The following is a 19,498-nucleotide window of genomic DNA, read 5'->3' on the forward strand; positions in this document are numbered from 1 at the left end:
TGTATTGCAAACATTTTTTGAATTGGTACTATAAGATACTTCCAAGTTTATCCCGGATTTTTCATAGGAATTTTAATCATAAATTCTGTACCTTTCCCTATTTGAGAGTTACATACAAGTTTTCCAGAATGTTTTTCGATCACAATTTGATAACTGATAAATAATCCTAATCCTGTACCTTTACCTACAGGTTTTGTGGTGAAAAACGGATCAAATAATTTAGAAGAGACCTCTTGTGTCATTCCCACACCATTATCAACAATTTTGATTACTACCCATTCTTCCTTTACTATTTCGGTATAAATTGCAATCTGAGGTGTTTGAACTGGGGACTCTTCCCCAACACCTAATTCTAATGCATCAATAGCATTACCCAGGATATTCATAAATACTTGATTAATTTGACCGGGATAACATTCTATTGGAGGTAAATCGCCATAGTTTTTAATAATTTCTATTTTTTGATAGTTGCCTCTAGGCTTTAACCTATGTTCTAAAATCATCAAGGTGCTATCAATTCCTGAGTGAATATCTACCTCTTTGATTTCTGCTTCATCAAGACGAGAAAAATTTCGCAGCGAAACAACAATATCACGAATTCTCTCCGTTCCTATTCTCATAGATTTCATGATTTTGTTCAAGTCAGATGTGAGAAACTCAAGCTCTATTTCTTCAATTTTTTGTTTTATTTCTAGCGGAACATTATAAAATTTTTCTTGATAGAGTTTCAATAAATCTAATAAACTGTGAATATATTCTTCAGCGTAATTAACATTCCCAGCAATAAAATTCACTGGGTTATTAATTTCATGGGCAATACCTGCGATCATTTGACCCAAACTAGACATTTTTTCACTTTGAATTAGTTGAATTTGAGTTTTTTGTAAGTGCTCTAATGTCTCATGAAGGTTAGATATTGCTTTTTCTAGTTTATCTGATTGAGTAATAGTAGATTGTTCAGAAACATCTAGTAACTGATTTAAGGTAGCAATTTTAGAATTTAGATAATTAAAAGATTGATTTTGATAATTCTCCACTGCTTCCATATTAGAAAGTCGTTGAAAATCTTCCTGAAAAACACAACCATCATCAAAAGGAAGAATTGCTGTTTTAATATTCAAGGCTAAAGGGCGAAATAGATTCAACACCATTGGAGGAATAAATATCCTCAAAAACATCAATATACTATATATATTTCCCGAAGGTAATAATCCTCCAAAGCCTAATACTGATTTGACATTAAAGGGTATCACAAATGATTCTTGTGCAGGAATATAGGGACTATCTAATGCATTAGGAACATAAAATACATTGTACATTCTCTGTTCTAAATCTGTTAATAAATTGGGATCTGGTTGCACCACAATTCCAGGATTTAGACCTAATTGTTGAACTAATTGGGAAAGCATTGGCATCCGAGCGATCGCATCTTCATTTGCTAAGGGAATTGCTTTATGTCCAACAGATTGATGTCGTGAATTCCATTCTGGTAATTCTCCAGCAGTTGCCAGCATTGTCAAGCATTTTAAATTGTTTGATACGGTGGGAGTACTTAATATTTCTTTGGCATGTTTCTGTAAATCAGGAGTCAAATCTCTATATGAGTGGGTTTTGAAAAAACGAATTAATACACAGGATTTATCATTAGGTGAACTGTCCACAAAATTATTATATAGATATTGAATGATATTATTGCTGACTTCTTCCATGCTGAGAGCATTGTCACCTAATCTACGTAACGCTAATCCACACTCTGACATATCTCTTAAAGTCATTTTTCTGAGGTTGTGCATCTGATTTTGCCTATTTTTACGTACATTAGGATTTAAAGTATATATTCAGTATATGTTATATTTTTTGTACATGTTGTTGAAAACAATCATGAAACAGCAGGCTTTTCAGGGTTGCAAATTGAAATAAGTGCGTAAAAATACTGATTTATATATAATTAGATAACTTAAGTTAACTAGCGTTTTTAGCAGGACATTGGCTAGTTTAAATTGAAAGTTTATAAATTTTAGTTAGTTAAAATTAAACATTGAGGTTCAGATCCCCGACTTCTCACAGAAGTCGGGGATCTGAACCTCAAAAATATGATAATTAAAATAGAATTGCTATTTCCTATTTGGTGCTGAAACTGAACTATTTATAACCTAAAATTTCCGATATTGCTGCCACAATATTTAAGTAAAAGTTCCCTTCCACTGCGCGAAATAGTTCAAATTTTGTTCCTGGTGCACCAAAAAATGGTCTGAGAAACCATCCCAATTGCATCCCCACAAAACCATATAAAAGTAACCATGATCTCAGAATACTAGTTCGGGTTGCTTTGCCAACTTCATTATCTTGGGAAAGTAGTTGCATACCATCGTAGAGGAACTTGACTCCAAATGTACCTGTAATCATGAAGATGGAGACATTTAATAGTTTGAAGAATTGGTAAGATTTGGGAGCAGTAATGAGGAAAAATAGGGTTACGGGTGCAAAACTAAATAACAAAACACCTATAACTGAAACAGCGGTGAGGAGAACCACAAAATGCTGTTGGATGCTGCTGCGAGAACCGAATAAAACGTTGAAAAAGAACAGTGTGGGAAAACAGATAATTAGTGTGAGTAAATAAAAAGCTGGCAGTTTGATACCACTTACTAAGGCTTGAGCAAAGCTGTGGGATGAGCCGAGTATTACACCATATATACCAAAAAATATGGAACTGGTAACAAACAACGAAATCGCCTTATTTTCTAATCTTACCCCTTGACGAATCTCCTCTAAAAAGTTTTGGCGATCGCGTAATAGTCCCAGCAGTACGGAAAAGTGGTTATTTCCGTTTTTTTTCTTGTGCAACATATATTTACTAAGTTAAATTTAGATTCTCAATTGTGCCTTACAATCTACCGAGAGTGAATGCCGAATAAATATGCTAACGACTGAATCACACTCAAATAAAAGTTTCCATCTCTTTCCCTTAATAAATCAAAAGTTGAACCAGGTGTACCAAAAAATGGACGCAATGTCCATCCTAATTGACTACCAACAAATGCATATAAGAATAACCAAGAACGTACTATTTTTCTTCTAATGGCAATTCCTTCTCCTTCTTGTTCTAAAACTACATTTGTAGCTTGGTATAGGGATGAAATTCCAATTAAACTTGTTAGTGCAAAAATAGCAACATTTAGTAATATGAAAAATTGGTAGCTATTGGTGGTAATGAGAAAAAATAGACTAATTGGGGCGAAACTAAATAGGAGAACACTAGTTACAGATACCGCAGTCAAAATTAAGGCAAAATGTTGAGCTAAGGTTCTTTTAGAACCGAAGATAATATTGGCAAAGTATAAAGTTGGTAAACAAATTAGCAATGTCATGAGATACAAAGCTGGTAGTTTAATTGCAGATGATAAAGCTTGCATCCAACTGTGATAAGCTCCAATAATGGCTCCATAAATAGCTAGAAATAAAGAGCTAGAAACTAGTAAGGACATAATTTTACTAGGTAATCTAATTCCTTGACGAATTTCTTCTAAGAATCCTTCACGCTCTCTTAATAAACCAATTGTGACTCCGAAGTATCTATTGGTTTTGGGTTGTGGTTCAATCATCTGATTAATTTTATTTAAAGTAGAGTATTTAGTGACTTCCGATTAAATAATTATCCAATTTTCCATGGTACAAAAGACATCCCAATCTTTTCCGGCAAGACTTCGGTGCGAGCGCTCAGTCCTTACCTCCGGTACACTTCGTTCCGACAGGCTCAGGAACCATCGAACGCTACTAAAACCCAAGGATATTTTATTTTGTGGAAGTCCATTGACTACGGTGCTAGGGGTTAGCTAGATAAGCTACAAATAAACGTTAATAGCATTTTAAAAAGGTTGTTTTCTGACTATTTTTAGTATATTTATATTTTTGTTTAATAAAATCTAGATGTCAATTGTTATGCTTCAACTTTAGATCATCTTTATACAGCAAGAGCAAGATTATAACTTTAATATTGATATTTAGGCACAATGTCAAATACCAAAGATGGAAAACCAGGTGTTATTTATGGGTTTAGCGTTGGTAAACCCATAGATTATATTTCTCTTCGTGACTTTTATCTTGACTGGGAAATTTAATTTTGTGGGACTAGTTATTAATATATGTTCAACAACTAATTATTCAGATTATAATCTCCTCCAGAACCATATTTCCAGGCATCAACATAACGATACCAATAATATTGTGTTGCCACAGGCAAGTGTTTAATAAGAGGTTTAAATATAGGACTTATCCAAAATAAAAGTGAGTAAATTCCCAAATTTAGATAATGTCTAATCCAATCCAGCAAAGTTAATAAACCAACTTGAGGAATTATTTTGATAATCAATAAAGGATGCAGCAAACCTGTTAAAAATAACGTTTTCGCTAAAGCCAAAAACTGAATGACATCCTGTAAAAAAGGTTTCAGCACAGGTTCACCCAATTTCTGCATTTCCACAAACACCGCTGATAATAAATTATTAATTTGTTCTGGGGAAATTTTTTGATTTACACCCATACTCATGGCTTTTTGAAATAACCAAGTCACTGTCAAACTGGGTTGATAGGGTTGTAATAAACCTAAAGCTGTAGTTGATAATTGTTGACTTTGTAGCGCTTCTTCAATTCCTACTGTCAACCGCTGTAAATGACGTACCATTGCCCCAAATCCACCAAAACTCAGAGGTGACTGATTTCCGCTGCTGTCTCCCACGGGTAAAATAAAATCCCAAGGTGTTTGCAATGGACTTTGACGATATGAAGGGAAAAAACCAAATAACGCACGCTTAATATCAAGCTGGGACAATTCCACACCCTGATATTCTGGCATCAGACGGAAATACTCAGCAAACATATCTTCTAAATTCAGTCTTTGGGGATGTGCATCCATGTATGTAAACATGTAAGTTGTTCTTCCATCCTTAGCTGGGAAAGCTTCCCAAAAGTATTGACATTGTTTTTCACTATTCGTAAAAGATAACAACAAGTCCCCGGTACTGTTTTCCGGAAAACCTTCAGCACAAGTCCCCACAACTAAACAAAGTGCATCAGGTTTTTTCCCTTGACGTGCTTGTTGGGTGATGGCTGAAAAGTGTCCCATAGCATCAATTAGCAGTTTAGCTGTAAACTTACTATTTACGGTGACACCATCAGGATGTACAGTTGCCGAGATAAATGGAGTGGTTTCAAATAGCATTCCCCCTGCTGCGAGGAACTTTTGTTTGAGTGTTTCCAATAAATACACAGGATTTACCCCAACATTGAGAACATCCCGCACCCAAATATCTGTACCACCAGTAAAACCAACCCGTGCGGGGTTATACTCAGATGCGATCGCATTCTCCAATTCGTCCTGATTTAACAGGTTTAATTCCAAAAATACTTGCAACTCATGACGGGATATATTCCATTCTTGATCCCTTCCCCGTAAAATCCCCCGTTCTAATAATGCCACTTTGATACCCTTTTGTACCAAAGCTGCACCAATCAAAATTCCCAAAGTTCCACCACAAATAACCACATCCCAATCCACAGTATTCAAAGGTTCAGATGTCTCATTTACTACTGTTGTAATTGGTGTTGTCCCTGTACGTAAACTCTCCAAAATCCCATCAGCACGACGTAAATTTCCTAGTACATCTCCAGGAAGTGGTGAAAGATACTTTTCTGTTAAGTTCATGTAACTTTAATTTTCCTTCTTCGTAAGTATTTTTGCGAAAATCATCTATTTTAAGGTATTATAAAAGGACTATAAATATACTGCGAAAGTAAATACTTTTATAGGTACAATTTTCGATTTCTCCCCTATTAATTGCTGGTAAATTCATTTCAAACTGCTTTGGATTCAGCTAATGTGCTGTAATTTTTGATATGAAAATTGCATTGATAGTAGATAGGTTCCCGGCAATAACTGAGACATTCATCCTGAACCAAATTACAGGTTTGATTAGAAGAGGTCATCAGATAGATATTTATGCACACTATTTAGATCATACAGATTTACTACATTCAGATGTTGAAAAATACAACTTACTGAAAAACGTTAGATATACGGGAGAAATCCCTGATAACTATATACTAAGATTATTCATAGCTTTAGCTTGGATAGTTAAAAATCTCCATAAAAACCCCATCGCTATTTTGCGTAGTCTCAACCTGATTAAATACGGAAGATTTGCTGCATCACTGAGATTTCTATATTCTGCCATGCGATTTATCGATACACCCAAATATGACGTGATTCATTGTCAATTTGGAATGCATGGAATCGAAGGAATGAAACTCAGGGAAATTGGGGTAGTTAAAGGAAAACTAATTACATCTTTCCGAGGTTATGACATCAGTTGGTATCTCCAGAAATTCGGGACGAACGTATATCAAAAATTGTTTATTCAGGGTGACTTTTTTCTCACTAACTGCCACTACTTTAGAAACAGAATCATCCAACTAGGATGTAATCCCAATAAAATAATAATTCATGGTTCTGGGATTGATACCCACAGATTTAGATTTAAACAGCGCTATTGTCACCCCAATAGTAGAATAAAAATTGTCACAGTTGGTAGATTAATCGAGAAAAAAGGCATTGAATATGCGATTAAAGCAATTTATCAAGTGATTCAAAAATATTCCAACCTCGAATATTTGATTATTGGGGATGGAGAAGAGAGAGAATACTTAGAAAAGCTCATCAACCAACTAAAGCTAAATAATCAAATTCGATTACTTGGTTGGAGAACCCAACAAGAAATCATTAAAATCCTGGATGAATCACACATTTGTATTGCACCCAGTATCACAGCAAAAGATGGAAACCAAGATGCACCCGTCAACACCTTAAAAGAAGCAATGCTAACAGGTTTACCAGTAATTGGGACAAACCATGGTGGAATCCCAGAACTGATAGAGGATGGAGTTTCTGGATTTATAGTACCAGAACGGAATGAAAGCGCGATCGCATCCTCCCTAGAATACCTGATTTTACATCCAGAAATCTGCTTCACCATGGGAAAAGCAGGATGTGAATTTGTCAGGAGTCACTATGACATAGAAAAACTCAACGATGAATTAGTCGAAATTTATCAACAACAAATCAAACCAACTTCCACAAAGAAAAGCGAAATCTTAGAGTTTTCCAACTGATAACTGATTATGCCTTCCTCCCCAACCAAAATCACAATAATCGTAGTTCCCAGAGAAAAATTTAGTTCTACCCAAGCATCACTAGAAAGCATCTACCAAAATACCAATTATCCCTTCCACCTCATCTATATAGATGCAGGTTCACCACCCCATATTCAAAAATATCTAGAAGCCCAAGCAAGCATCAACAAATTCCAACTTATTCGCATCAACCATTACCTTTCCCCCAACCAAGCAAGAAACATTGGATTACAACATAACCAAAGTCAATATGTTGTTTTCATCGACAACGATGTCATCGTATCCCCCAACTGGTTAACACCATTAATTGACTGTGCAGAAACCACAGAAGCAACCATAGTTATCCCCCTAGTTTGTCAAGGAAAAACCCTCCATCAAGAAATCCATTGTGCAGGAGGAGAAACAGGCATTCACAACGGAAAAATCATCGACAGGATATACAAACAAGGGAAAAAAATCACAGATATCAACCCAAAACTACAACGTCAAAAAACTGGACTTGCAGAATTTCATTGCATGTTAGTAGACACCAAAATTTTTCAAAAACTTGGCTTTCTCGACGAAAAACTCCTCAACACCAAAGAATATCTAGATTTCTGTTTACTCGTCACCCAAGCAGGAGGTTCCATATATCTCGAACCAAACTCCATCGTCACCTACCAAACAGAACTACCACTCAACAACCTCAGCGACATCCACTATTACATGTTCCGTTGGAATGACAAATGGGAATACAGCAGCTTAAAACACCTACAAAAAAAGTGGAACCTCACCTCAGACAAATACTTTCAACAACGCTACAAAAACCTAGGATGGAGAAAAAACATAGCAATAATATATCCCCTCACAAAAAACCTTCCTATTCCCAACCTCGGAATCAAAATCCTGCGAAAAATCCTCCGCATCATCCTCTCCCTTATTCCTCATCTCCTCCTCTCTTCCTCTTCTGTGCGAAACTCTGCGCTTCCCAGCCTGCGGCAAGCCGCAAAAGCGTCTACTGCGAAACTCTGCGTTAAAAAAAATTAATTAATTGTGAAACCAGAAATCATCTACACCCCAAAAAACACCCTCAAAAAACCACTCCAACTACTTCAACAAATGAAGTTAGACATCCTCGCATCACGACAACTAGCATATCGATTCATGATACGAGATCTCACCGTCCAATATCGGCAATCACTCCTAGGAATAACCTGGGCATTTCTCCCATCAATCATAACAGCAATCGGCTTTACCCTAGCCAACCAAGCCAACGTCATCAAAGTGGGAAAAACAGACATACCCTATCCAGCATACGTCATGTTTAGCACCACACTTTGGCAAACATTTATCGAAGCATTAAACGCGCCATTACAAGCAGTCACCGCAGCAAAATCAATCCTCACCAAAATCAACTTTCCCCGTGAAGCATTAATCATTGCCAAACTTGGAGAAATTTGCTTTAATTTCAGCATCAAGCTACTATTAATAATTTGTTTATTTATCTATTTTAAAATTCCTATTACCTGGACAATTATCCTCGCACCAATCGCAATTATCCATCTTATATTATTCGGTACCTTCATTGGTTTACTACTAGCACCAATTGGAATCTTATATCAAGACATCTCCAAAGGAATCACATTAATAAGTGGATTTTGGTTATTTCTGACCCCAATAATCTACCCAGTACCAAACCAAGGACTATTTGGAATACTAGTAAAATTCAACCCAGTAACACCATTAATCGTGACAATTCGGGAACTATCAACCACCGGAATATTATCACAAGCCCCAGAATTTTGGCTCGTTAGCACAATTACCCTCATAGGTTTACTACTAACTTGGATATTTTTTCGTTTAGCAATGCCATTTGTGATTGAAAAAATTGGTTCATAGTCATGACTAACCTAATTCAGCAACCACCCTTAAACCAAACCCCAACAAACATCCCAATCTTAGAAGTAGCAGACCTTTCCAAAAAATTCTGCCGTAACTTAAAGCGATCGCTATTTTACGGAATCAACGATATATTAACAGAATTTACAGGACGCGATCGCATAAGTCAAAAACTGCGTCCCCAAGAATTCTGGGCAATCGAAAACATCAGCTTTCAACTACATCCAGGAGAAGCATTAGGACTAATTGGTGCAAATGGTGCCGGAAAAACCACATTACTGCGAATCATTAGCGGTTTAATTAAACCCGACACAGGTTGCGTCAAAATTCGTGGTAAAATAGCACCTTTAATTGCATTAGGAGCAGGTTTTAACCCCATCCTCACAGGACGTGAAAATATCTATATCAACATGTCAATTCTCGGCTTAACAACCCTGGAAATTCACAAAAAACTTCCAGATGTTATCAAATTTGCCGAAATTGGCGAAGCTATAGATACACCCGTTCAAACCTATAGTTCCGGAATGGTAGCACGCTTAGGATTTGCCTGTGCAGTCCACATCGAACCAGATATTTTACTAATTGATGAAGTCCTGGCAGTTGGGGATATCAAATTTAGAATGAAATGCTATCAAAAGTTAGCAGAATTACGCCAAAAAGGAACAGCTTTTATTCTAGTTGCCCATAATCCCCATGTAATTTTAAATATTTGTCAATCATCAATTTACTTATCCCAAGGAAAAGCAATTACCTTTGGAGAAACCACAGCAGTTATTCGTCAATACGAAGCAGATTTAGCAGCAGGAGATGTAAATGAAGCATTAGGAATGATGCACTTACCACCAAAATCAGCCCATGAAAGTCTGGGAATAGATATCACCTGCCTCTGTTTTAAAGACACACAAAACAGAATTATTCATGCACCAATATGTGGAGATGCATCCATATTATCTGTCACATGTCAAGTAACTAAACCAATTGTTCATGCTAATTTAGGAGTAATCATTACCGCTTTATCAGGATACCAAGAAAGAGTTTTATACATCACATCTGCTAGCGACCATCACACCTTCAAAATACTCCCTGGAAAAATTGAAATTCAAATGCGAATGCCCTATCTGGGTCTTTTACCAGGATGCTACAGTGCTAAAATATACATCAAATCAGGTATGTCTTCCTTAGATATCATCCCATCTTTTAAATTCACAGTTCAACCAGGCAAAATCGCTAGCCAATCACTATTTTACCAGCCAAGAATATGGCAGATAATCAACTTATAAAACTGGGAATGAATATCTAAATTAAATACATTTGTAGCTATTAGTTGACATCAGCTTTAAAACTTATTTTTCTCTAAAACTATTAAAAATTACTCAGATAAATTCCGAAAAATATATGCTACCACTCGTCTCAATCATCATACCTTGTTTTAATGCAGGTAGATGGTTATCAGAAGCAATCAATAGCTGCTTACACCAAACCTACCAAAATATAGAAATCATAGTCATTGATGACGGTTCTAATGATAACTCATTAGAAATTATCAAGAATTTCAGCCATCAAATTATTTGGAAATCAATCCCCCGCAGTGGTGGCAACTTTGCCAGAAATCTGGGATTTAGTTTATCTCAAGGAGAATACATTCAATTTTTAGATGCAGATGATTATATATCCCCAGAAAAAATTGCTAGACAAGTTGATTTTTTAGAAAAAAAATCAGTAGACATAGTTTATGGAGATTGGAGACACAAATATCACTTACCAGATGGAACCAGCTTTTTAGGAGACATCAAAATATCAGGAACCCAAACAGATATATTAGAATCACTTTTAGGAACTTGGTGGGTAGCATTAGCAGCATTTCTTTATCGCCGAAGTCTAATTATAAATAGTCAAGGATGGGATGAAAAACTATTTGCAGCCCAAGATCGAGATTTTTTAATTTCTCTAGTTATTAACGGTGCTAAAGTTGATTATCAACCAGGTTGTTACTCTATTTATCGTCGTTATGGAAACATTACTGTCTCTACACGCTCCAAAGAATTCTGGATTAGTAGTCATCTCTTAGTTTTAAATAAATCAGAACAGCAATTAATCAAATTAAATCGGCTATCAACTAATTATCATCAAGCCATCGCCTTATCCTACTTTTACTTAGCTCGTGAAGTATTATTAATCGACTATTCAGCATATTTAGAACTATTAGAGCAAGCACTCCTACACTTTCCTAAATTCAAAAATAAAAATAAAAGTTTGATCTATCAGATATTGCAAAACTATTTAGGTTTCCGGCAAACTGAAAGAATCGCCTGCTATGTATTACTTTTAAATAAACTTTATCATTTAATACGAAATCAATCTCTATGGCATCCTAAGAAATTCCCCTTTATACCAGTGTAGAACAATTTAGTAGTAGCATAATATAGTATTTATTATAGGTAATCATTATGAACCGTTCTAAAATCGTGGCAGTAATCACAGGGGTCATTTCAATCCTGTTAGCAGTAGGCTACTTAATTCTGGTTCAACTATTAGACTTTCGCGGCGAAATGAAACCAGCACCAATTAGTCAAGAAGTGCAACAAATGACTATACTTGCAACTCAATATTTTTCTCCACACACATTTCCTCGGTAGGGTGTTAAAACAAGCCGCAAGTAAGTTTTGTGACGGGGATTTTAGTCCGACAGGTTTTGGCATTCGGACTAAAATCCCCAAAAGCTGCCTTGTCGAATCCCCATCTGCTGCATTCTGATTTTTCTGAGCTTTGCTCAGTGCCATCTCCCTTCCTCCCTGCTAGAAAGCCCCCTTTCCTCTTTTTCAATCACAAATATGTTTTAGATCTGCAAAAGTGAATAACTAACCTAAAAATTGGGAAAACTAAATTCAGGGAAAATATAGTTCAGTGCCAAAATATGGACATGAATTAGCCAAAACCCTGATTTTACCAGGCTACTTATCCAAAACCCTATTGCCTCTCTGATGGGAGAGATTTGCAAACAAGTTTATTGAATATCGGAATCAAGTTTCTATGTCAGACCCCAATATTGGTCGCTTACTCGTCAAACGCTACCACCTCCAGGAGTTAATCGGTACTGGAGCGATGGGTCGGGTTTACCGTGCTAAAGATAACCTGTTGGGTGGTGTACCTGTCGCAATTAAATTTCTCTCAATGTCCATCCAAAATAAAAAGATGCGCTTGCGAGAAAGATTTGAACGTGAAGCCAAAACTTGTGCTTTATTGGGACAAAAGAGTATTCACATAGTTAGGGTTATGGACTATGGGGTAGATGAGCACAACACCCCATTCTATGTGATGGAGTATCTCCAAGGTAAAAGCCTCAGCCAAATTGTTCGTAAACAACATCTCACATTGCCGCGATTTTTAAGTATGGTGCGCCAAATCTGTTTGGGTTTACAATGCGCCCATGATGGTATCCCAATTGACGGTTATCCTTGCCCCATTATTCACCGAGATGTCAAACTTAGCAACATGATGGTTGTGGCAGATCCTAGCTTTGGGGAACTAGTTAAAATCCTGGATTTTGGAATTGCAAAATTGCTTCAATCTAACACCCATCAAACTAACTTCTATCTTGGCACCCTAGCTTATTCTTCTCCAGAACAAATGGAAGGCAAAGAACTTGATAGTCGTTCTGATATCTACAGTCTGGGTGTGATGATGTTTGAAATGCTTACAGGGAAATTACCTTTAGTTGCACCAACTCATTCCTTTGGAGCGTGGTACAAAGTTCATCACTACGAAAAACCACGTTCCTTTGCTGACATTAATTCGGAATTACAAATACCGAAATCTGTGGAAAACTTGGTGATGAATTGCCTTGCTAAAGCATCAGGCGATCGCCCTCAAAAAGTTAGCGAAATTCTTGATATACTTACCAATGTAGAAACAACAGATCATTTAAGTTTAATTCCCCTCAAGCCAAATCCATTAGATGTTGATTCCTCTGGAACAATTGCTGAATCAGAACAGCGAAATTCTTTAGCATTGCGAGCAGCTTTGTCACGAGAGGAAATTATCAAACAAGCAACTTGGCCCAAAAATAAGCCAATTGCAAATATTGTTTTTCCTCATATTCTCAATATTAATAATAGTCTTAACCCTACACTTTGGATCATGCTTCCGAGGGAAGAAATTCAGAAACGTCTTGTTTGTACTCGCTATAATCAATTCATGTTTATTATGAATCCTCACCCGATGCTGCTATGGATTACGGTGATTTATAACCGTCAACATGGTGCAAAGTGGCTACCCTATTATCTTGATCTCAAAACTAATTTTGCTATCGAAGTTGCTCGTTTACTTGGGGAAACAGGACATTACCGTTTGCTATTATTTGCAAGTGAAGAACCGAAGTATCCTGAACATATTCTCATGTCTACTATTGCCACAGATCAATGCCGACGTTTGCATGATTGGCTGGCAATTAGCCACACATTAGCTTCGGGGGGAGGGCAGTTGAGTAAGAATTTGTTGAAAAATGAATATGAGAAAATTAAGCCGCAAATTCTAGTTAAGTTAGGAACGATGAACACAGATTCACCGTTTGATCTATCGGCATGATAAGGGCTGTTGGGATATTCAAAATAATCACCTGAATAGGAAGCTTCCACGATGTCATTTATTCATAATTATAGGTTATTAAAAAATAAGTAATGAGTATGTTTTTTTAACTGTGATTTAGACCCAGAATCAAAAGCCGCTGCCGTCCTTTATTCCTGGGAATGAAACCCTCAAACTTTTTTCAATTCCTGTGATGGAAAGGTTTGTGATGTGAGTTAAAACAAGTTACCAATATTGGGATATTTCAGCTTTATCAATCTTCAACAATTGCACCCCTTAACTTTAAGTTTATTTTCATCTGGCAATCAATTCCCTCATTACATCCAAATAAGGTATTTTTAACTTGTGTTCCATTCAAATTTAGGTTTGTCAAGTCAAAATTTCGCAAATCAACACCTTCAATATCAGCACCAGCAAAATTCATATCTCGGAGGTTTTTGCCGTGAAATTGATGATTTAATAATTCCCAAATTGTTCGCCATTTTGAATCTATTTTTGTTCGCTGATCAATTTTGGTATTGCGAAGGTTAGCATTAGTTAAATTAGCTTTAGTGAGATTTGCTCCTGCTAAATTAGCTTCAGTCAGATTTGCATTTGTTAAATTAGCTCCAACTAATTGAGCGTCACTCAAATCAGCATTGATCAAATTTGTATCTCTGAGCTTGCCATCACTTAATTTAACTCTATGGAGAATTGCATTAGTCAGATTTGCACCATTAAGTTTAACACTATGCATGTAAGCATCACTTAAGTTAGTCCCGATTAAACAAGCATCAGAAATATTCGCATTCCAGAGATAAACATTTTTTAAAGCTGCATATTCTAGGTTTGCAGACACAAATTTAGAACCACTCAGGTTAGCATCCTGAAAATCTGTACCTGCTAAGTTAGCATGACTCAAATCACTAGAGCTAAGATTACTATTTGCCAGCTTGGCATTAACCAGGTTAGCAAAGCAAAAATTAGCGCTGCTAAGGTTGGCATCTTCAAAGAAAGAATTGGTGAGATTACTGTTGCTTAAGTCAGCACCACTGAGATTGGCTTTGTTGAGATTTGCATAACTCATGTTGGCATGATTTAGATTAGCGCCGCTGAGATATACACCTTCTAGATTGGCATTGATTAATTCTATGTGGCTAAGATTTGCTAAAATCAGATTCACCTGATTTAAATTACAATCAGGTTGATATAAAATTTTTTCTAATAAATCGCGTTTGTCATAGGACTCTTGTCCGGCATTTACAGTATTATCTTCGGAAATTTTGATTATATCTTTACTCATAATGCTCTTTTTTTCATTTGGGACAAGTTCTAATACTGACAAAGTATAAATTAAATTGAATAAATTGAAAATTATTTATAAGTACTTTAGAATCTCTATTGCTTTCCTCTAGCGATCGCATAAATCAACCGACCATTGATTTTACATTCAGAATTTTTATACCTGTAAAATTTAATGTATGTTGTAGTTTATACATCCATTATTGAAATTTTTTGAATAAATATTCAGTAATTTCATAAAGTTTACGTAAAATTTTTGTGATAATTTCATGTCCTCCACCACATCAACTCCCAACATAGACTGGCGCGAAGACTCAAAAAGTCTCATGATCAAACTGGGACTTTTGCAATATATCTGATGGAAATGACTATAGTCCTCAAGAAAACCACTAAGCTGGTAGATATAAAACTCCGGTGGAGTTGTGCAGGAGCGATGCTCCTGGGGGGATACGATAGAATTTGAGACAACTCTAATATACTCCCCGGAAGTAGTTGGTTGAATTTGTGCAAAAATCAACCTTTTGGTTCTTTATAGAAGCAAAACCACTGTACTGACAACTAACCTTCCCTGCTGATTAACTCACTCTAACCATACTATGTTTGACGCACTATCTGACCGTTTAGAATCTGCCTGGAAAAAGCTCCGGGGACAAGATAAAATTTCCCAATCCAATATTCAAGATGCTTTGCGAGAAGTACGTCGTGCCCTATTGGAAGCCGATGTCAATCTGCAAGTTGTAAAAGATTTTATCAATGAGGTGGAAACCAAAGCACAGGGTGCTGAGGTAATAGCAGGAATTAAGCCTGAACAGCAATTTATTAAAATTGTCCATGATGAGTTAGTCAAGGTGATGGGGGAAGAAAACGTTCCCCTCGCACAGGCTAGTACATCCCCAACTGTGGTGTTGATGGCGGGGTTACAGGGTACAGGTAAAACCACAGCCACAGCCAAATTAGCCCTGCATCTACGTAAATTAAACAGAACTTGTTTGATGGTGGCTACTGACGTGTATCGTCCTGCTGCGATTGATCAGTTGATTACCTTGGGTAAGCAAATCGAAGTCCCGGTATTTCAGCTAGGTAGCGATGCTGATCCAGTAGAAATTGCCCGTCAGGGAATTGCACAGGGCAAAGCTGATGGTGTTGATACAGTAATTATTGATACAGCCGGACGCTTGCAAATTGACCAGGATATGATGGCAGAATTGGCGCAGATTAAAGCCACAGTTCAACCCCATGAAATCCTGTTAGTTGTGGATTCAATGACAGGTCAGGAAGCTGCTAATTTGACCCGGACTTTCCATGATCAAATTGGGATTACTGGGGCAATATTGACAAAAATGGATGGTGATAGCCGTGGTGGTGCGGCACTATCAGTACGCCAAATTTCTGGTCAACCCATCAAATTTGTTGGTGTTGGGGAAAAAGTGGAAGCACTACAACCATTTTATCCCGACCGGATGGCATCACGGATTCTGGGAATGGGTGATGTGCTGACTTTGGTGGAAAAAGCACAGGAAGAAATTGATCTTGCTGATGCTGAGAAAATGCAAGAGAAAATTTTGTCAGCAAAGTTTGACTTTACTGATTTTCTCAAGCAGTTACGTCTGCTGAAAAATATGGGTTCCTTGGGTGGCATCATTAAGATGATTCCAGGGATGAATAAACTCACTGACGACCAATTGAAGCAGGGTGAAACCCAACTCAAGCGCTGTGAAGCCATGATTAACTCCATGACTCAGCAGGAACGACGTGACCCTGATTTGTTGGCAAGTTCTCCTAGCCGTCGTCGCCGAGTTGCAGGTGGTTCAGGGTATAAAGAAAATGATGTGAGTAAACTTGTCTCTGATTTCCAACGGATGCGTGGCATGATGCAGCAAATGGGACAAGGGAATTTTTCGGGAATGCCAGGGGGAAATATGTTTGGTGGGGGAATGGGTAATATGTTCGGAGGTGGAAATCCTCAAGCTGCACCGGGGTGGAGAGGTTATAACGCGGGTGCGACTGCGAAGAAAAAACCCAAGAAGGATAAAAAGAAGAAGGGTTTTGGGACGTTGTAGTTAAGAAGAAGTCGAGAGTATGCTATTCAAAGCTAATTATGAGCAGAGTTTTTGACTTTTGTCCCTTTAGCATTGACTAGTGCTAAAATTAGCGTTTGACTGAAAGTAAATATAGGAGAATTGTGTTTCAGCCATGGTTAAACTGCGCTTAAAGCGATTTGGAAAAAAGCGGGAAGCAAGCTACCGGATTATTGCTATTAGTAATCTGACCCGTCGTGACGCTCGTCCCTTGGAAGAGTTAGGATATTACAACCCCAGAACGGATGAAGTTCGTTTGGATATACCAGGGATTCAAAGGCGACTAGCACAAGGTGCCCAACCAACGGATACTGTACGTCGCCTCTTACAAAAAGCTAACGTATTGGAACCAGTAAGTGCAAAACCTGCATCATAGTAATTTAGATAATTTAGCGATCGCATCCTCTATGTTCTCAACATCGAACCCTGATTATATTGAATTAGTCAGGTTTCTTGTTCAGCCGTTTTTGGAATCTCCTGAGTCTTTAAAGGTTGATTGTGAAATATCCCACGTCCGAAAGCACGCTTGGATTCGCGTCGCTTTCGATGGGGAAGACAAAGGAAAAGTATTTGGACGAGGTGGACGCAATATTCAGGCAATTCGCACTTGTGTTGCTGCCGCTGCCCAATCGGCTGGGGAATCTGTATATTTAGATATCTACGGCAGTAACATCCGAGATGATTCATCTTTCGGCGAAGAAAGAGAAGAACGATTACCTCCTCCCAAATTCAGAGATGGGAAAGATACAGGTAACAGAGATGGACGTAGTGAGAATCCACCTGTTTTCACTAAACCCCGGATTCGTCAACTAGACCGCTAGTGCAGTCAGGGTAATATTCAGATCAAAAGATGGTATTTTCCCCATCGTGCATTTCTGACACTAAACACAATTCCCATTACCAATTAGCTAATAACTAGTATTTTTTTACTACTAGTTATCTGGTTATTAATGGTAATGGGTGACAACCGACTTTTGTCAATACTAGGTTTTGTAAATATCTATTGGGAATTTATCACCCAAAGGAAATTTTAATTTAACTATGGCAGGTTCTTTAACGATTCAACTGCCGAATATTGAAAGTGCGATCGCGCTTTCTGGAACTAACGAAGAAAATATCAAAGTTCTGTCCCAACAAACTGGTGCTTTAATAGTTTTACGTGGGCAGGATTTATTAATTTCTGGTAACGAAGACCAAGTACAGCAGGCTGTAAAATTAGTGCGATCGCTTGAATATCTCTGGGGGAAAGGCAAAAATGTCTCCAACACAGATATTCTCACCACCCACCAAGCTTTGGACAACCACCGTGAAGGTGAATTACAAGATTTACAACGGGATATTGTCGCCAGAACCCGGCGAGGTGAAGATGTTCGCGCCAAAACTTTTCTTCAACGCCAGTATATTCAAGCACTCAATAAAAACGATTTGACCTTTTGTACTGGTCCTGCTGGAACGGGTAAAACCTTTCTAGCCGTGGTTGTGGCTGTACAGGCACTACTGGCAGGGAAGTTTGAAAGGTTGATTTTGACACGTCCCGCTGTAGAAGCAGGGGAAAAACTGGGTTTTTTACCGGGTGACTTGCAACAGAAAGTTGACCCCTATTTACGTCCCCTTTACGATGCAATTAATGAATTTATTGACCCCGAAAAAATACCGAATCTAATCGAACGGGGTGTAATTGAAGTTGCACCACTAGCCTACATGCGGGGACGTACCCTCAGTAATGCTTTCATTATTGTGGATGAAGCACAAAACACAACTCCAGCCCAAATGAAAATGGTCTTAACTAGGTTGGGTTTCCGTTCTCGAATGGTAATTACAGGTGACATTACCCAAACAGATTTACCAAATTATCAAGAGTCTGGACTATCTGTAGCGGTAAATGTTTTGAAAAATGTTGAAGGCATTGCTTTTTGTGAATTTTCCCAAAAAGATGTTGTTCGTCATGCTTTGGTTCAGCGAATCGTTGCCGCTTACGAAAAGTATGAACCATAATCAATTCCTTTGCCAAACACAGATCATCACAAAAACCGGGCAAAATCATCCGATTTCTGCAAAAATAAGAGTTTTATTTTCAACAGATAAGTTGCTACGCAGCTAAATCCTATAAGTTCAAAAATTATAACCTTTGTGGTGCGGGCAGCGTTCGATGGTTCCTGAGCCTGTCGGAACGAAGTGTACCGGAGGTAAGGACTGACTTGTACTGAGCCTAGTCGGAACGAAGTGTACCGGAGGTAAAGTAGCGCTCACGCCGAAGTCTTTCCCCCTTTATATATACAAATTAGGCGCTTAACAGCTTGGCGAAGGCTTAAAACCATTATGGATTGAAGAAGATAAATAAAACCCTCTACCGAAAAATTAACGGGAGCATCTCAATGAGCGTAAAAACACTGTTTATTAGCTTGTGGAGGGGTAGCTAGGTGTAAGACAACACGCAACGCAACACCTCTAATATACATGTACAGACTTTCATCTAAGGGTCTGAGAGA

General features: G+C 37.6%; 16 protein-coding genes. 11 read left to right on the forward strand and 5 right to left on the reverse strand.

Annotation, left to right across the window (positions count from 1 at the left end; translation table 11 throughout):
- Positions 1 to 47: 47 nt before the first annotated feature.
- The 4 genes from CAL6303_RS26525 to CAL6303_RS26540 form a co-directional block, all read right to left on the reverse strand.
- Entirely contained in the window at positions 48 to 1,793 is a 1,746-nt protein-coding gene (locus CAL6303_RS26525) for a sensor histidine kinase (protein WP_015200926.1), read from the reverse strand.
- A gap of 349 nt (positions 1,794 to 2,142) precedes the next feature.
- Positions 2,143 to 2,850: a hypothetical protein gene (locus CAL6303_RS26530; RefSeq protein WP_015200927.1), complete on the reverse strand. Its 708-nt coding sequence runs from the start codon at positions 2,848 to 2,850 to the stop codon at positions 2,143 to 2,145.
- A gap of 44 nt (positions 2,851 to 2,894) precedes the next feature.
- On the reverse strand, positions 2,895 to 3,605 hold the full coding sequence (locus tag CAL6303_RS26535; RefSeq protein WP_015200928.1) for a hypothetical protein: 711 nt from the start codon (positions 3,603 to 3,605) through the stop codon (positions 2,895 to 2,897).
- Positions 3,606 to 4,156: 551 nt separating this feature from the next.
- Positions 4,157 to 5,704: an FAD-dependent oxidoreductase gene (locus tag CAL6303_RS26540; RefSeq protein WP_015200929.1), complete on the reverse strand. Its 1,548-nt coding sequence runs from the start codon at positions 5,702 to 5,704 to the stop codon at positions 4,157 to 4,159.
- A gap of 191 nt (positions 5,705 to 5,895) precedes the next feature.
- Between CAL6303_RS26540 and CAL6303_RS26545 the strand changes: the two genes are divergently transcribed.
- The 7 genes from CAL6303_RS26545 (at position 5,896) to CAL6303_RS26575 (ending at position 13,650) form a co-directional block, all read left to right on the forward strand.
- Positions 5,896 to 7,167, forward strand: coding sequence for a glycosyltransferase (locus tag CAL6303_RS26545; RefSeq protein ID WP_015200930.1), 1,272 nt, complete (start codon positions 5,896 to 5,898; stop codon positions 7,165 to 7,167).
- A 9-nt stretch (positions 7,168 to 7,176) separates the two neighbouring features.
- Entirely contained in the window at positions 7,177 to 8,214 is a 1,038-nt protein-coding gene (locus CAL6303_RS26550; protein ID WP_015200931.1) for a glycosyltransferase family 2 protein, read from the forward strand.
- A 6-nt stretch (positions 8,215 to 8,220) separates the two neighbouring features.
- Positions 8,221 to 9,066, forward strand: a complete 846-nt coding sequence (locus tag CAL6303_RS26555) for an ABC transporter permease (RefSeq protein WP_015200932.1) — start codon at positions 8,221 to 8,223, stop codon at positions 9,064 to 9,066.
- 2 nt (positions 9,067 to 9,068) lie between these two features.
- The gene (locus CAL6303_RS26560) at positions 9,069 to 10,346 is read left to right on the forward strand and encodes a polysaccharide ABC transporter ATP-binding protein (protein ID WP_015200933.1); all 1,278 of its coding nucleotides are present in this window, start codon (positions 9,069 to 9,071) and stop codon (positions 10,344 to 10,346) included.
- Positions 10,347 to 10,461: 115 nt separating this feature from the next.
- Positions 10,462 to 11,466: a glycosyltransferase family 2 protein gene (locus tag CAL6303_RS26565; RefSeq protein ID WP_015200934.1), complete on the forward strand. Its 1,005-nt coding sequence runs from the start codon at positions 10,462 to 10,464 to the stop codon at positions 11,464 to 11,466.
- 47 nt (positions 11,467 to 11,513) lie between these two features.
- Positions 11,514 to 11,702: a hypothetical protein gene (locus CAL6303_RS26570; RefSeq protein WP_015200935.1), complete on the forward strand. Its 189-nt coding sequence runs from the start codon at positions 11,514 to 11,516 to the stop codon at positions 11,700 to 11,702.
- Positions 11,703 to 12,096: 394 nt separating this feature from the next.
- A complete protein-coding gene (locus CAL6303_RS26575) occupies positions 12,097 to 13,650 on the forward strand; it encodes a serine/threonine-protein kinase (protein ID WP_015200936.1) in 1,554 nt (517 codons plus the stop codon).
- A gap of 253 nt (positions 13,651 to 13,903) precedes the next feature.
- On the opposite strand, the gene CAL6303_RS26580 is transcribed toward CAL6303_RS26575, so the two are convergent.
- Positions 13,904 to 14,932 carry a pentapeptide repeat-containing protein gene (locus CAL6303_RS26580; RefSeq protein WP_015200937.1) on the reverse strand — a complete coding sequence of 343 codons (1,029 nt, stop codon included), beginning with the start codon at positions 14,930 to 14,932 and terminating at the stop codon, positions 13,904 to 13,906.
- Between the two features lie 595 nt (positions 14,933 to 15,527).
- Between CAL6303_RS26580 and ffh the strand changes: the two genes are divergently transcribed.
- From ffh to CAL6303_RS26600, 4 genes are all read left to right on the forward strand, one after another.
- The gene (ffh, locus tag CAL6303_RS26585) at positions 15,528 to 16,991 is read left to right on the forward strand and encodes a signal recognition particle protein (RefSeq protein ID WP_015200938.1); all 1,464 of its coding nucleotides are present in this window, start codon (positions 15,528 to 15,530) and stop codon (positions 16,989 to 16,991) included.
- A gap of 133 nt (positions 16,992 to 17,124) precedes the next feature.
- The gene (gene rpsP / locus CAL6303_RS26590; RefSeq protein WP_015200939.1) at positions 17,125 to 17,385 is read left to right on the forward strand and encodes a 30S ribosomal protein S16; all 261 of its coding nucleotides are present in this window, start codon (positions 17,125 to 17,127) and stop codon (positions 17,383 to 17,385) included.
- A 31-nt stretch (positions 17,386 to 17,416) separates the two neighbouring features.
- Entirely contained in the window at positions 17,417 to 17,830 is a 414-nt protein-coding gene (locus tag CAL6303_RS26595; RefSeq protein ID WP_015200940.1) for a KH domain-containing protein, read from the forward strand.
- 220 nt (positions 17,831 to 18,050) lie between these two features.
- Positions 18,051 to 19,004: a PhoH family protein gene (locus CAL6303_RS26600; protein ID WP_015200941.1), complete on the forward strand. Its 954-nt coding sequence runs from the start codon at positions 18,051 to 18,053 to the stop codon at positions 19,002 to 19,004.
- The last annotated feature ends 494 nt before the right edge of the window (positions 19,005 to 19,498 follow it).

The organism is Calothrix sp. PCC 6303, assembly GCF_000317435.1.
GTDB lineage: Bacteria > Cyanobacteriota > Cyanobacteriia > Cyanobacteriales > Nostocaceae > PCC-6303.

Excerpts from the sequence above, each read along its gene's own strand:
- CAL6303_RS26525 (WP_015200926.1), bottom strand. The coding sequence starts at position 1,793 with ATGCACAACCTCAGAAAAATGACTTTAAGAGATATGTCAGAGTGTGGA.
- CAL6303_RS26530 (WP_015200927.1), bottom strand. The coding sequence starts at position 2,850 with ATGTTGCACAAGAAAAAAAACGGAAATAACCACTTTTCCGTACTGCTG.
- CAL6303_RS26535 (WP_015200928.1), bottom strand. The coding sequence starts at position 3,605 with ATGATTGAACCACAACCCAAAACCAATAGATACTTCGGAGTCACAATT.
- CAL6303_RS26540 (WP_015200929.1), bottom strand. The coding sequence starts at position 5,704 with ATGAACTTAACAGAAAAGTATCTTTCACCACTTCCTGGAGATGTACTA.
- CAL6303_RS26545 (WP_015200930.1), top strand. The coding sequence starts at position 5,896 with ATGAAAATTGCATTGATAGTAGATAGGTTCCCGGCAATAACTGAGACA.
- CAL6303_RS26550 (WP_015200931.1), top strand. The coding sequence starts at position 7,177 with ATGCCTTCCTCCCCAACCAAAATCACAATAATCGTAGTTCCCAGAGAA.
- CAL6303_RS26560 (WP_015200933.1), top strand. The coding sequence starts at position 9,069 with ATGACTAACCTAATTCAGCAACCACCCTTAAACCAAACCCCAACAAAC.
- CAL6303_RS26565 (WP_015200934.1), top strand. The coding sequence starts at position 10,462 with ATGCTACCACTCGTCTCAATCATCATACCTTGTTTTAATGCAGGTAGA.
- CAL6303_RS26570 (WP_015200935.1), top strand. The coding sequence starts at position 11,514 with ATGAACCGTTCTAAAATCGTGGCAGTAATCACAGGGGTCATTTCAATC.
- CAL6303_RS26575 (WP_015200936.1), top strand. The coding sequence starts at position 12,097 with ATGTCAGACCCCAATATTGGTCGCTTACTCGTCAAACGCTACCACCTC.
- CAL6303_RS26580 (WP_015200937.1), bottom strand. The coding sequence starts at position 14,932 with ATGAGTAAAGATATAATCAAAATTTCCGAAGATAATACTGTAAATGCC.
- ffh (WP_015200938.1), top strand. The coding sequence starts at position 15,528 with ATGTTTGACGCACTATCTGACCGTTTAGAATCTGCCTGGAAAAAGCTC.
- rpsP (WP_015200939.1), top strand. The coding sequence starts at position 17,125 with ATGGTTAAACTGCGCTTAAAGCGATTTGGAAAAAAGCGGGAAGCAAGC.
- CAL6303_RS26595 (WP_015200940.1), top strand. The coding sequence starts at position 17,417 with ATGTTCTCAACATCGAACCCTGATTATATTGAATTAGTCAGGTTTCTT.
- CAL6303_RS26600 (WP_015200941.1), top strand. The coding sequence starts at position 18,051 with ATGGCAGGTTCTTTAACGATTCAACTGCCGAATATTGAAAGTGCGATC.